Source organism: Pseudanabaena sp. CCNP1317, from assembly GCF_034931345.1.
In the GTDB taxonomy this organism is placed as follows: domain Bacteria; phylum Cyanobacteriota; class Cyanobacteriia; order Pseudanabaenales; family Pseudanabaenaceae; genus Pseudanabaena; species Pseudanabaena galeata.
On record NZ_JAYGIF010000001.1, the window covers coordinates 166,048 to 178,586 of the forward strand.

A 12,539-nucleotide genomic window follows, 5' to 3' on the forward strand; every position below is an offset into this window, starting at 1 on the left:
ATAATCAACTTAAAAATTGATGTAAGGAGAACAAATAATTAAGTTGTACGGACAAATTTTTGATTGGTACGGAGCGATTTAGGATGTTACGAAGAAAGCTTCTAGAAGCTAAAATTATTACAATATTTCAGAAGTTTTTACTGCCAGTTATTCGCATTCTTGCCTTTGCTTATATCGGCTTAGCGATCGTGTTGTACATTGGGCAATCAAACTTGGTTTTTATGCCTAGTAAAGATGTCATAGAAACACCTGAAATGCTGAGAATAAAGTTTGAAAACATTCAAATTACAACTAGAGATAATGTTAATTTAGATAGCTGGTTTGTACCAGCTAAAGATAATGACTTAGTTGGCAAAGGAGTGATTTTATTTTGTCATGGCAACGGTGGCAATATTAGTAACCGCATCAGTTATTTACCGATTTTTAGAGAATTAGGGCTGGCAACTTTCCTGTTTGATTACCGTGGCTATGGCAAAAGTGGAGGGACTCCTACCGAAGAAGGAACTTATGCAGATGTTGAAGCTGCATGGCAATATCTGACTCAAGAAAGACAAATTCCCCCGCAAAAAATTATTATTTATGGTGAATCTCTGGGGGGCGCGATCGCCTCTTACTTAGCCCAGAAAATCTCACAACCCAATGGCAACAATAATGCAGGTGGTTTGGTGCTTGCCTCAACATTTACCTCAATTAGCGATCGCGCGGCTGAGCTTTATCCATTTATGCCAATTCGATTTCTGTCGCGATTTTCCTACAACTCCATTGACCGTTTGCCCAGCATTAAAATCCCCGTTTTAGTGATTCATAGCATTGATGATGAGATCATTCCTTTTCATCATGGCGATCGCAACTTCCAAGTAGCCAATCAGCCTAAAAAACTAGTTAAACTACGTGGCGATCATAATGGCGGCTTTCTGGATTCCCTCGAAACCTATCGTAATGGGCTTAACGAATTTATCAAAAGTATATAATCGTGAACAGCGAACCAACAATTACGAATTATCCCAAGTTAAGAAATGGCTATGCCATTTCTTAACTTGAAAATCCTTACTAGGTTTGGGTTTTAATTCATAAAAGTGCAATTACACTTTTATGAATTAAAACCCAAATAGTGTGAGACGGCGCTTCGCGCCGTCTCACACTATTTGGCTTTTATGCCCTAACAAGAATGGCGACAGCTATAAGAGTTACGAATTATCAACTTAGGAAGATCTATCTGTGCTGCTAGGTTTCGATCCAGGAAAACAAAAATGTGGTGTCGCTGTGATGGGCTTAGATCGTAAGCTGCATTTTCAGGCAGTCATCCCAAGTGCCGAAGCGATCGCTAAAGTCGGTAACTTGTTAGATAGCTATCCCATTTCCCTAATGATCATGGGCGATCAAACCGCCTCTAAGCAGTGGAAAGCTGAACTACAATCCACATTCCCTGATTTACGAATTATCACCGTAGATGAGCGTTTTAGTAGCGAAGAGGCGCGTCAAAGGTTTTGGCAAATTTATCCAGCTAAAGGCTTAATGAAGTTAGTCCCCCTCGGAATGAGATCGCCTGATCGCCCCATTGATGACATTGTTGCCGCCATCCTGATTGAGCGGTATCTTAGTCGTCTAATTAGTTCATGACTCAAACCCAAATAATTTTTAATAAGACTGGCTTTGCCAGTCTTATTAAAAATTATTTGGATTTTTCTCTAAAAGTTTTGTCAAGCTTCGTAAAGTAACGTTAAGTAAGCTTGAAGCAGGGGTATGTAGAAATGATATCTTTGCACTTGATATCAAAAGCGTATACGCAATTTGGGAGAACATCTCAATGTCAGAAGAAACAATGGCAAAGCCTTCAGGCAAAACCCCAATTTGGGGCGGTAGCACTGGTGGCCTACTCAACGCAGCCTTTACTGAGGAAAAGTACCTGATCTCTTGGAATAGCCCCAAAGAGCAAGTATTTGAAATGCCTACAGGCGGCGCTGCAACTATGGTCAGTGGCGACAACTTGCTTTACTTAGCAAAGAAAGAGCAAGCTCTTGCTTTGGGTACACAGTTGCGTAAATTTAAGATCACCAATTACAAAATTTGGCGCGAATTTCCTAATGGCGACCAAGTATATCTACATCCTAGTGATGGTGTATTCCCTGAGAAGGTGAATGCTGGTCGTGTTGCCGCTAATAGCGTCAGCCGCAAGATTGGTGATAATCCTAATCCTATAAGCGTCAAGTTTACAGGTAAGGCTACTTACGATGTCTAATTAATAGCTTTGGCTATTACTATCGCTCTCATTTATTTTTATTTTTTACAAAAGCTGTCGCGATCGCATGATTTCGGCAGCTTTTGTTTTGTCGATACTCGCTGGCGCGAGTCTCAAAGTAGGCCAAAGGCTGTCGCGATCGCATAATTTCGGCAGCTTTTGTTTTGTCGATACTCGCTGGCGCGAGTCTCTCAGTAGTCCAAAGGCTGTCGCGATCGCGTCCTTTCTCCCACAAGAATGAGTGGTGCGGCGCGAAGCACCGCACCACTCATTCTTAAACCGAAAAGATGAGTGGCGGCGCAAAGCGCCGCCACTCATCTTGTAGATTGTTAAACAAGGGGCTTAAGCCCCTTGTTCCCCATTTGCTTTCGTAATAACTCTGATAGCTTTATCGAATCTATCTTTGGTGGTATAGCTTGTTAAGAAATATAAAGTATTATTAATTCAAGCAAAGATTTTTAAAGTCTAGAAATCAAAAACACATAGGAGATAATTGCAATGTCTGACACTACAGAGCCTAAATTTGGTTTTAACAACTTCGCTGAAACTTGGAACGGTCGTCTTGCAATGCTTGGCTTCGTTATCGGTTTAGCGACAGAGTTGCTCACTGGTCAAGGTATTCTTTCTCAAATCGGCTTGCTATAGTTTTTAGTTAAAAGAAGGGGTCGGTGCTAAGCACCGACCCCTTCTTTTATGCTAAATAATCCAAAATTTTCTGAAACAGCTTGATAATCGCATCTTCACCATTATCACGAATAAAAATATCAAAGTTCGGATGAGAGTTCGCTTCGATTAACCAGTAACTCCCCTGATCATCCAAAGCAACATCTAAACCAACATAGGCGATCGCCATTTTCTGAAAAATTGGTTTAATGAATGCATCGATCGCCTGAATAACTTGAGAATCGCTTACTTGTTTAGCGATCGCCCCTTCCCAATGTAAAGGACTCAGATTGCCTGTAAATTTTGCTTGCGAAAAGTCTTTGTCATACAAAATCACTTGCTCGCCATTGAGACATACGCAGCGATACTCTTTGACAATATTGATAGACTCTTGGGCAAGAGCAATATAGTCGTAGCTTTTAGAATTGAAATTAAATATATGCTCTAGAGCCTTTTGCATTTGCTGCGGATCGTGACATCTAAAAACATTGCTTCCTCCCGATCCCCGATTTCTTTTGAGAATAATAGGCAGTTCAAATTTTTTCTCGATTTCGGCAACAATTTCATCTATGGGAAAAAACTGTAAGTACTCTTTATATTTTTCATCGCAGTAGGGAGAAATGAAAGATTGAGTTCGCGGCATCTTTACGACATCTTGGAAGACTTGATAAAAATACTGCTTATCTTTAAAAATTTCAGCAACTGATTGAGGTGTTAATGGCGTTGAATAGTTAGTAAAGTAATAGTCGCGATCGCTAATTATGACTTTGACTAAGTTTTGATTAGGATGCAAAATCTCATAGGAGATGGATGAATTTTTGCAAGCTTCAATCAGCATTTTAATGTTTGTTAGCATAGTTCTCTAATCCTATAAATAGCTATGTGTAGACATTAGGAATTGAATAGAATAATTATTTGTCATTCTAAAATCTCCCTAGCTTTTCCTAAGTAAGGGGATAGTAGTTTATTAATCTGAGAAACTAGAATCGATTCTTTACTATTTTCTAAATCTCTGAGAATACGCTCTTTTAATCTGTTTTCATGAAGATGATGGATTTTGAATTCATTTGACAAGTGGTTTAGGAGGTTTTTAAAGGCTTCCTTTCCACGAAAATATTGTTTGCAATCCTCTAGTCGTAAAGACTGTGGATCTTCAATCCAAGTTCTCCAATTATATTCTTCCAAAACTTGATCAAAAATAGCAGCGCAACTTGCTATTTTATTTTTAGATCGTTGAGATTGTTCATCTATTTGCGATATATACCATTTCCGTAAATCATCTATACCTGTAATGTTATTGGGCGCTTCTAATTTAGGATATAACTTGTCTGAATGTAGAAATCTAAATCTAATACATTCTATAAATTCTTTTTGAACCTGATTTTGAAAATACTGTAATAAAAAATCATTGATAAATTCTTCTGTTATCGGAGTTATGGCTTGCTTTGTAGGCTTATTGTTTAATGATTTATCTGGTAGTTGGTTCAAGAAAGATGTGATTACATCTAGCTCATCAAGTAAAAAGTTTTCCCATTCATGGCGTTCCCAATAGATGATTTTTGCTTTGTTTCTTTCAATCAAAAGATTGTCTGCGATATTATCGTCTGACGATTTACGAAAATCACGATCTGCGATCGCTAATACAGGAATTACTTTATGAATAGAATTTTCTCTGTTTTTTACTTTGTTATATATTAGCTTTGCGACTGTATTAAAATTGCTACTACCACCAATTTCAATAAATTCATAATTTACTGTACTAATATCTGATGATAAAAGCCGACCAAATGATTCAACTTCAGGACTATTTGGTTCTCCTTCAACTAGGATATATAGAGTGTCGTCTTTAATATTCATTATTAACTACTCTGACAATTTCCCAAGATGAATAATTTCTGAGTCATAGAAAAGACCAATCACATCAGGCGAATGAGTAGTAAAAATATATTGATTATTGTCTGTGTCTTCTCTCAGTGCTTTAATTAGTCTTTTTTGCCAAGTAGGATGCAGATTAAGTTCGATTTCGTCAATTAACACAATTGAATTTTTTGCGATTGCCGAAGTTAAACCTACTAAGATTCGCAAAATTTGATGCTCACCAGAACTCATTTGGTATAGATCATATTCAAGTTGATTTTTTCTCAAAATAAGTGTATCTAAATCAGGTCCAGATTCAAAACGAACTAGTTCTGCTGGATAACAAATCTTATTAAATAATCGCTTTATTCTAGTCCAATATGATTCACCAAATTTTTCTTCATTCCATGTGATATGCCTAGAATAGTACTTATATAGCAGCGAAAGAACCCCATTATGTTCTAATTCTTCATGATTTCTATTGTTGAAAATACTATGTTCTAGCTTTACTGTGCGCCTTTGATCTAAATAACAAATACTACCAACTTTATCAAAAATGCTCTCAGATTCTAGCTTTCTCTCAATAGACTTTCGAGCTTTTCCTCTTGCGCCTAAAATATTATGTAAATTAGTTGGTTCATCACAATCAAAAGTCTTAAATTGCTCCATGATTTGTGATGGAGGAAAAAACCAAGTGAGATTCAGACTATCCTGTACTGGGAAATTTTTTCCCTGTTCTAAAAAAGCAGAAATACCAAGATCAGCATAAATTTTTTTAATTACTTCTGCTTCATCCTTATTTATTGAATATTCAAAGCCTATATTCGCTACAAACCCTTTTCCTCTTACAATTTGCTGAGGAGAAAAAATCAATCCATCTCTTAGTTGAGGATTTGGATTTTGTGGATCTTCAAAGGTTTTGACAACGATATCAATAGCGTCAAATATAGAAGTTTTACCAGAACCATTAGGACCAACGATTAAAGTCATTAATCTTGGTTTTGATAATTCGTCAGTAAAATCTAATTCAAGATGTTTAATGGCTCGAAAATTTTCAATTTCTAACGAGTGTAGTTTCATGGTTAGACTTCTATCTTGACCTAAGAGATATTGTTAAGAATTACCAAGAGCTTGTCTTAACTGAGCTTCCGCAGCCTCTAGAGCTTCGGGTAACTTACTGGCATCCTTTCCACCTGCTTGAGCAAGATTCGGACGACCGCCGCCGCCGCCACCGCAGATTTTGGCGATCGCACCGATAAATTTGCCAGCTTGTAGCCCCTTAGCAATTACTTCTTTGCTGAAAGAAGCGACCAGTGTGACTTTGCCATCTTCGCTAAAGGAGCCAAGTACTACGGCACTATGTCCTAACTTCGCTGATAGTTTTTCGGCAGCCGCTTTGAGGGCTTCTGCTTCAATGTCTGGAAGTTGAGCAATGAGAATTTTAAATGCGCCAACAGGTTCTGCTTCAGAGAGGAGGCTATCAGCTTTGACTAGAGCTAGTTGCTGCTTGAGAGATTCGATTTCTTTTTGAGAGTTTTTTAACTCGTTTTGCAGCCCTGTAATCCGATCGCTAATTTCTTCGGGCTTAATCTTAAAGCGATCGCTTAAATCTTTGGTGATATTGTCGCGCACAGTTAAATATTCGAGGACGGCTTGACCTGCGATCGCTTCGATGCGGCGCACACCAGAAGCAACACCAGCCTCGGCAATGATTTTGAATACGCCGATTTCGCTAGTGTTTTTAACGTGCGTACCGCCGCAGAGTTCCATGGATACGTTAGGAATATCCATAACGCGGACTTCAGCGCCATATTTTTCACCGAACATCGCGATCGCACCTTTAGCTTTGGCTTGGGCGATGGGTAATACTTCAATTACAGAGTCATGGGCTTCAGCAATCCAGTTATTGATTTGGAGTTCGATTTGCTGGATTTCTTCCGCAGTAACTGCCCGATTGAGGTTAAAGTCAAAACGGAGGCGATCGCTATCGACTAAAGAACCAGCTTGAGAGACGTTAGGATCAACGATTTTCTTTAGTGCTGCTTGCAAGAGGTGGGTAGCAGTATGGTGTGATTGAATGCGACGACGCTCGGATACTGCAATTTGAGCATTAACACTATCGCCGACAGCAATTTCGCCACGCTCGATTTGTCCAATATGAATAAACAGATCTGCTTGTTTTTGAACATCACTGATTTTGGCGATCGCCTCACCAATAGCTAGATAACCCGTATCGCCAACCTGTCCACCTGACTCAGCATAGAACGGTGTACGGTCTAAAACGATTTGGACTTTATTGCCAGCGATCGCTGTTTTTACGAGTTCACCATTCACAAGAATTGCTTTGACCGTTGCGGGACTACTAAGTTCTGCATAGCCAAGAAATTCAGTCTTGCCAATTTCCTTAGCGATATTTGCCCAGTTGTCCTTTGCCATTAGGTCAATATCTTCGTGGGCTGCCTGCGATCGCTCCTGTTGCTTCTTCATTTCTATCTCAAAACCATCGGCATCAACGGTAAAGCCGACCTCTTCAGCAATCTCTTGAGTTAGTTCCAGTGGGAAGCCATAGGTGTCATAGAGAGTGAAAGCATCTACACCTGAAATCGTCTTACTAGATTTGACTTCAGGCTTTGCGAGAATCTCTTCGAGTAACTTCTCACCACGCTCTAGGGTTTGTAAAAAGCGGACTTCCTCAATTTTGATTTCATCTTTGATCACTTGTTCTCTTTCGCGAGTGTTGGTATAGACCGATTCGGAAAGGGCGATCGCTACTTCGGCAACTTCAGACGCAAATGTGCCTGAGATGCCAATCAAGCGACCGTGACGCACTACCCGACGTAAGAGACGACGCATAATATAGCCACGTCCGACGTTTGAGGCATTAATGCCATCAGCAATCATATGCACAACCGAACGCACATGATCACCAATCACCTTGAGCGAAGTCTTCACTTTCTCATCGCTCTTGTGATAATCAATCCCTGCAATATCCGCAGCTTTTTTGATAATTGGGAAGATTAAATCCGTTTCGTAATTATTGGGAACACCTTGCAAAACTTGCGCCATCCGTTCTAAGCCCAAGCCTGTGTCAATGTTCTGTTTCTTTAATGGAGTCAGATTACCATCGGCATCACGATTTAATTCCATGAACACAAGGTTGTAAATCTCTAAGAACCTTGAATCATCTTCCAAATCAATCGCTTCATCACCCAATTCAGGGTGAAAGTCATAATAGATTTCTGAGCAAGGTCCGCAAGGTCCCGTCGCTCCCGAAGCCCAGAAGTTATCATCACCCATGCGCTGAATCCGATGGGCAGGAATGCCGATCGCATCACGCCAAATCGCAAAAGCATCCTCATCAGTGTGATAAACACTGACCACTAGGCGATCGGGCGGTAGTTGAAATACTTTGGTTACTAATTCCCATCCCCAAGCGATCGCTTCTTTTTTAAAATAATCACCAAAGCTGAAATTCCCCAACATCTCAAAAAAGGTATGGTGACGTGCTGTTCTACCCACGTTTTCAATATCATTGGTGCGGATACATTTTTGGGATGTGGTGGCACGAGGAACTTCAGGCTCTTGCTGTCCTAAAAAAATTGGCTTAAATGGTAGCATTCCCGCGATCGTCAATAGTACTGTGGGATCGGCAGGTACGAGTGAGGCGCTAGGCAATACCTTATGACCACGTTCCTCAAAAAAATTGAGAAACTTTGCACGAATTTCAGCACCAGTAAGAGAGGGAAGGCTAGCCATAAAAGTTTAGATTAATGCAGACAGCAGATAAATGTTCAGGGAAATTTAGCAGGTTTGCAACATGATAAGTACGTGGGCAAACCCTAAAATGTGTCACACGCTCAGCGTGCGCCACATTTTAGCTCTGGTTTTTAGTTATGCCAAGGTACTTATATGTTGGGCAAACCTATATAAATTCTTACAAATTTTAATAATTTCCTAATTGTATTATAACGATTAGGACAGCTTTGCCCAAAACTTTGGTGATTATTGCTATAGCCATACAAGAAAAATCAAAACCCAAAGTAAGAGTGGCGGCGCTTCGCGCCGCCACTCTTACTTTGGAAGCTATCAAATCTAGAAATCACCGTAATCAACTTGCAAGCAGGTTAAACCCAGATCTCGCCAGACTCTAACTACTTGATCGCGATCGTCCAGCACAAAGGCAACATTGTATTTATCAAGAATAAATTGATCATAAATTTCCTTCTTGACAATGCTGTCTTTTCGCATATCACCAGACTTTCGCATATAGAGACTCTCAAATTTGATCCCATGCTTCTCCAGCCATGCCAAGGTTTGAGGCTTGTATTTGTCCTCCCTTCCAGAAACAAAGACGATCGCTTTCCCTGATGTCTGCAAAATGGAGCGTACTGGCTCATTTACTAAATCTTTCTCACAGCTAGCGCCATCATAGGGACTGCGATCGCCAATCAAAGCAATTGTTCCATCTAAATCGCAGATAATTGCCTCGGGCAAGTCTGGATTATGAGCAGGTTTTGGATTCCTCGGTGGCGCGATAAACTGGTTGTACATATCGCGAATTACTTTCTCGCCGACCGAGTTAAACCGCTTCAAGTCTCTCTCGATACAAGTCTCTAGAGGCACATGCCGAAAGTCTACTATTTCTAGAACTGCTAAGCCCTTAATTAGTTCTCTAATCCGTGCTTCATGTTTGGGTGCAAGATGTGTATTATCGACGATCACATGCTTCCCTTCCTCTAGCGCTGATTTAGTTATCAGATCTTGCATATTTAAAACAAATTTTTCATTGCCTTTGGAATGGTAAGAATTATCAAGCATGGCACGAAGTTCGTCTTTATTTACCCGCTTAATTGCATTGGGGGATTTATCGACTTTTGCTTTAGCCCATGTGGATTTACCAGAAGCAGGTAAACCAATTGTGAAATAAACTGTCAACATATATTCCCGTCAGTTTTTGTTTGCATCGTTCTAAGTAGCTAGGCATAAGTACACTAAAAACCCAGAAAGCTGTCCCGCCCGCTATGCGGGCGGGACAGCTTCTGTTTTTAGGTTTTAATTATGGTGAGCTACTTGATATATTAGCGATCGCGCGATCACTTTACACTACTCATCAACAAATCCAGCAATATAGACCTAAAATCGATGGATTCAGCTTCAGTTTACACAAAATTTTTGACAGTATTCACTCAGTCTCATTCTTGACCGACCTTTTCTTTCTTCGAGCATTAATGGCAACATTGGTTGCTCTGTCCCAGTAAGTAGATGGGCATAATTAATTACAAACCCAAACCCGTAAAGTTGCGCCCGCAGGGGCGCAACTTTACGGGTTTGGGTAATTTATTCTGCACAGGTACTTATCTTTCAAAACTTTGACAAAAATCATCAGTGTTGTCCTACTTTCGTGAATTGGTATAACATAGCGCTCGCTATAGCGCTTTGCGCTTAAACCCAAATTAAGAAAAATCTTGAAAGTGTTGTGAAGCAACGCTTTCAAGATTTTTCTTGTGGCTCGCTTGATCGGCAATTGTTGTAAGAGACAGAAGTTTAATTGAGAGCCGCCACCTGTTCGGTTTTAACGATCAAACCATCTTGAATCCGAATAATCCGACGAGTTCTCTCCGCAACATCATGCTCATGGGTAACTAGCACAATCGTAATTCCCTGTGAATTTAACTCCCCTAATAGTTCCATTACCTCATGGGATGTTTGCGAATCTAGCGCTCCCGTCGGTTCATCCGCCAGAATTAACGCAGGACGATTAGCTAAAGCACGGGCGATCGCTACCCGTTGCTGTTGTCCACCTGATAGTTGATTAGGACGATTGGACATGCGATCGCTAAGTCCGACTTTGGTTAAGGCTTCAGAGGCGAGGCGATGACGTTTTTCTTTGGGGATATTGGAATAAATCATCGGCAGCATTACGTTCTCGATCGCTGTTGAGCGTGATAGCAAATTAAACTGCTGAAATACAAACCCAATCCGACGATTGCGAATGAAAGCCAGTTCATCATCGTTATAGGTCGTTAATTCGCGATCTTCGAGATAGTATTTCCCTGACGTGGGGCGATCGAGGCAGCCAATAATATTCATCAGCGTTGATTTGCCCGAACCTGACATGCCCATAATCGCCGCATATTCGCCCGACTCAATCTCTAAATCAATCCCTTTGAGAATTGGCACATCAACTTCAGCAAGGCGATAAGCTTTACGAATATTATTTAAACGAATCATAGATTTCCTTAAGTTGTATTGTCAAACCCAAGATTAAGAACCTCGAAGAGGTTTTTATCTTAGAAACCATTTAAGAATTACTTTCTGCGGTCAAAAGTTCTAAGAGATCCCCCTCAATCCCCCTTAAAAAGGGGGAAGAAGAAAATTCTCCCCCCTTTTTAAGGGGGGCTGGGGGGGATCTAAACCTTCAAACGTAGACAGAGAGACTTGTGTGTACACGGTAGCTTCTTAAGGGGGATTGAGTGGGGATCTAGACAATTCTTAAATGGTTTCTTAATCACTTCTAAGCGCTTGAATAGGATCTAACCTAGCGGCACTCCTTGCAGGAATCACTCCCGCCACTAAACCCACCACCATCGATAAACCAAAACCTGCGACAACCGCCCAGATCGATACCAGAAAGGGAAATTGGAAAACTGTTGCTGAAGTATAGGCGATCGCTACTCCCAACCCAATCCCCACGACACCACCCAGCCCCGACACCAGAATTGCCTCAGTGAGAAACTGACTCAGAATAGCCGATCGCGTTGCCCCTAATGCTTTCCTGACACCAATTTCGCGAGTACGTTCCACTACCGAAACTAGCATAATATTCGCAATGCCGATGCCGCCAACGATCAGAGATATGGCTGCGATCGCGCCGACCATAAGCGTCAGCAAACCAACAATATTTGTGAAAGCACTGACGATATCGGTCTGGTTCACAATCCGAAAGTCATCGGGTTGAGGTGGATAAATCTTGTGTCGTAGGCGCAAAAGATTTGTTAATTGGAATTGTGCAGCATCAATTTCTGATTCATCAAAGGCTTGCACCCAAAATCCACTCACTGAGATCCCCTGCAAGGCATTGTTACCCACCTGTCGCGCGGACATATTTTTAAGCGGAATCAATACGCGATCGTCCTGATCAAAGCCACCTGAAGCACCTTTCGACTCCATTACCCCAATAACTTGGTACTGCTCCGCTTGAATCCGAATTCGCCCACCGATCGCATTGGCATTACCAAATAGATCCGATTTCACCTTCGAGCCAAGCACCACTACTGATCGAGCATTATCAATATCTTCTTGATCAAAATATCTCCCTTCAGTGGGAAAAGTATTGCGAATCGGAGAATAGTTGACATCCGTACCGATTACCGTTGTCAAGGTGTTTTTATTGCCATAGGAAACCTGTCGAGTCCGCTGCAAATATGCCGATACTAACTTCACCGCAGGGGCTTTTGCCACAGCTTGAGCATCTTCGAGCGTCAAAGTGGAAGCACTACCACCACCCTGACTAATGCCACCTGTCCGCGCAGAACCTGTGAGGACATTAATCGAATTTGTGCCAAGGGCTTGTAACTGATTTTCCGTTGACTTTTGAATACCTTGACCAATCGATGTAATCGCAATTACGGCTGCAATTCCAATCACTACTCCCAACATAGTTAGGGCAGTTCGCAGTCGGTTATTCCAGAGAGACTCCGCCGCCATGGACAGAATTTCGGCAAAGGGAACCTTAGCAACTTGAATGCGTGGTTTTGCTAATGGCTTTGAATTTTGCATA

At 41.1% G+C, this 12,539-nt stretch carries 12 protein-coding genes; 4 read left to right on the forward strand and 8 right to left on the reverse strand.

Translation table 11 applies throughout. The features are described 5' to 3' along the window. Positions 1–83: 83 nt before the first annotated feature. The 3 genes from VB775_RS00710 to VB775_RS00720 all read left to right on the forward strand — a co-directional run bounded on the left by VB775_RS00710 (position 84) and on the right by VB775_RS00720 (position 2,239). Positions 84–971 (forward strand): alpha/beta hydrolase, encoded by an 888-nt coding sequence (locus tag VB775_RS00710; RefSeq protein ID WP_281007441.1) that lies wholly within the window; start codon positions 84–86, stop codon positions 969–971. Positions 972–1,218: 247 nt separating this feature from the next. After that, positions 1,219–1,620, forward strand: coding sequence for a Holliday junction resolvase RuvX (gene ruvX, locus VB775_RS00715; RefSeq protein WP_281007440.1), 402 nt, complete (start codon positions 1,219–1,221; stop codon positions 1,618–1,620). A 187-nt stretch (positions 1,621–1,807) separates the two neighbouring features. Continuing rightward, positions 1,808–2,239, forward strand: coding sequence for a photosystem I reaction center subunit II PsaD (locus tag VB775_RS00720; RefSeq protein WP_323216609.1), 432 nt, complete (start codon positions 1,808–1,810; stop codon positions 2,237–2,239). A gap of 45 nt (positions 2,240–2,284) precedes the next feature. Here the strand turns inward: VB775_RS00720 and VB775_RS00725 are convergent, their stop codons facing one another. Further along, positions 2,285–2,557 carry a hypothetical protein gene (locus tag VB775_RS00725; protein ID WP_281007439.1) on the reverse strand — a complete coding sequence of 91 codons (273 nt, stop codon included), beginning with the start codon at positions 2,555–2,557 and terminating at the stop codon, positions 2,285–2,287. 180 nt (positions 2,558–2,737) lie between these two features. Here VB775_RS00725 and VB775_RS00730 point away from each other — a divergent pair, with 180 nt between their 5' ends. Further along, positions 2,738–2,884: a chlorophyll a/b-binding protein gene (locus tag VB775_RS00730; RefSeq protein WP_126388604.1), complete on the forward strand. Its 147-nt coding sequence runs from the start codon at positions 2,738–2,740 to the stop codon at positions 2,882–2,884. Between the two features lie 46 nt (positions 2,885–2,930). Here the strand turns inward: VB775_RS00730 and VB775_RS00735 are convergent, their stop codons facing one another. The 7 genes from VB775_RS00735 to VB775_RS00765 form a co-directional block, all read right to left on the reverse strand. Further along, entirely contained in the window at positions 2,931–3,758 is an 828-nt protein-coding gene (locus tag VB775_RS00735) for an ATP-grasp domain-containing protein (protein WP_281007438.1), read from the reverse strand. Between the two features lie 62 nt (positions 3,759–3,820). Continuing rightward, entirely contained in the window at positions 3,821–4,759 is a 939-nt protein-coding gene (locus tag VB775_RS00740; RefSeq protein ID WP_281007437.1) for a hypothetical protein, read from the reverse strand. Positions 4,760–4,765: 6 nt separating this feature from the next. After that, complete coding sequence (locus VB775_RS00745) at positions 4,766–5,839, reverse strand: AAA family ATPase (RefSeq protein ID WP_281007436.1); 1,074 nt, start codon at positions 5,837–5,839, stop codon at positions 4,766–4,768. 33 nt (positions 5,840–5,872) lie between these two features. Then, complete coding sequence (alaS, locus tag VB775_RS00750) at positions 5,873–8,515, reverse strand: alanine--tRNA ligase (RefSeq protein ID WP_281007435.1); 2,643 nt, start codon at positions 8,513–8,515, stop codon at positions 5,873–5,875. Positions 8,516–8,851: 336 nt separating this feature from the next. Then, on the reverse strand, positions 8,852–9,697 hold the full coding sequence (locus VB775_RS00755; RefSeq protein ID WP_281007434.1) for an AAA family ATPase: 846 nt from the start codon (positions 9,695–9,697) through the stop codon (positions 8,852–8,854). Between the two features lie 606 nt (positions 9,698–10,303). Next, a complete protein-coding gene (locus tag VB775_RS00760; protein ID WP_281007433.1) occupies positions 10,304–10,990 on the reverse strand; it encodes an ABC transporter ATP-binding protein in 687 nt (228 codons plus the stop codon). Positions 10,991–11,263: 273 nt separating this feature from the next. Then, on the reverse strand, positions 11,264–12,538 hold the full coding sequence (locus VB775_RS00765; protein WP_281007432.1) for an ABC transporter permease: 1,275 nt from the start codon (positions 12,536–12,538) through the stop codon (positions 11,264–11,266). Between the last annotated feature and the right edge of the window lies 1 nt (position 12,539).

Excerpts from the sequence above, each read along its gene's own strand:
- VB775_RS00740 (WP_281007437.1), bottom strand. The coding sequence starts at position 4,759 with ATGAATATTAAAGACGACACTCTATATATCCTAGTTGAAGGAGAACCA.
- VB775_RS00720 (WP_323216609.1), top strand. The coding sequence starts at position 1,808 with ATGTCAGAAGAAACAATGGCAAAGCCTTCAGGCAAAACCCCAATTTGG.
- VB775_RS00765 (WP_281007432.1), bottom strand. The coding sequence starts at position 12,538 with ATGCAAAATTCAAAGCCATTAGCAAAACCACGCATTCAAGTTGCTAAG.
- VB775_RS00725 (WP_281007439.1), bottom strand. The coding sequence starts at position 2,557 with ATGAGTGGCGGCGCTTTGCGCCGCCACTCATCTTTTCGGTTTAAGAAT.
- VB775_RS00745 (WP_281007436.1), bottom strand. The coding sequence starts at position 5,839 with ATGAAACTACACTCGTTAGAAATTGAAAATTTTCGAGCCATTAAACAT.
- VB775_RS00710 (WP_281007441.1), top strand. The coding sequence starts at position 84 with ATGTTACGAAGAAAGCTTCTAGAAGCTAAAATTATTACAATATTTCAG.
- VB775_RS00755 (WP_281007434.1), bottom strand. The coding sequence starts at position 9,697 with ATGTTGACAGTTTATTTCACAATTGGTTTACCTGCTTCTGGTAAATCC.
- alaS (WP_281007435.1), bottom strand. The coding sequence starts at position 8,515 with ATGGCTAGCCTTCCCTCTCTTACTGGTGCTGAAATTCGTGCAAAGTTT.
- VB775_RS00735 (WP_281007438.1), bottom strand. The coding sequence starts at position 3,758 with ATGCTAACAAACATTAAAATGCTGATTGAAGCTTGCAAAAATTCATCC.
- VB775_RS00730 (WP_126388604.1), top strand. The coding sequence starts at position 2,738 with ATGTCTGACACTACAGAGCCTAAATTTGGTTTTAACAACTTCGCTGAA.
- VB775_RS00760 (WP_281007433.1), bottom strand. The coding sequence starts at position 10,990 with ATGATTCGTTTAAATAATATTCGTAAAGCTTATCGCCTTGCTGAAGTT.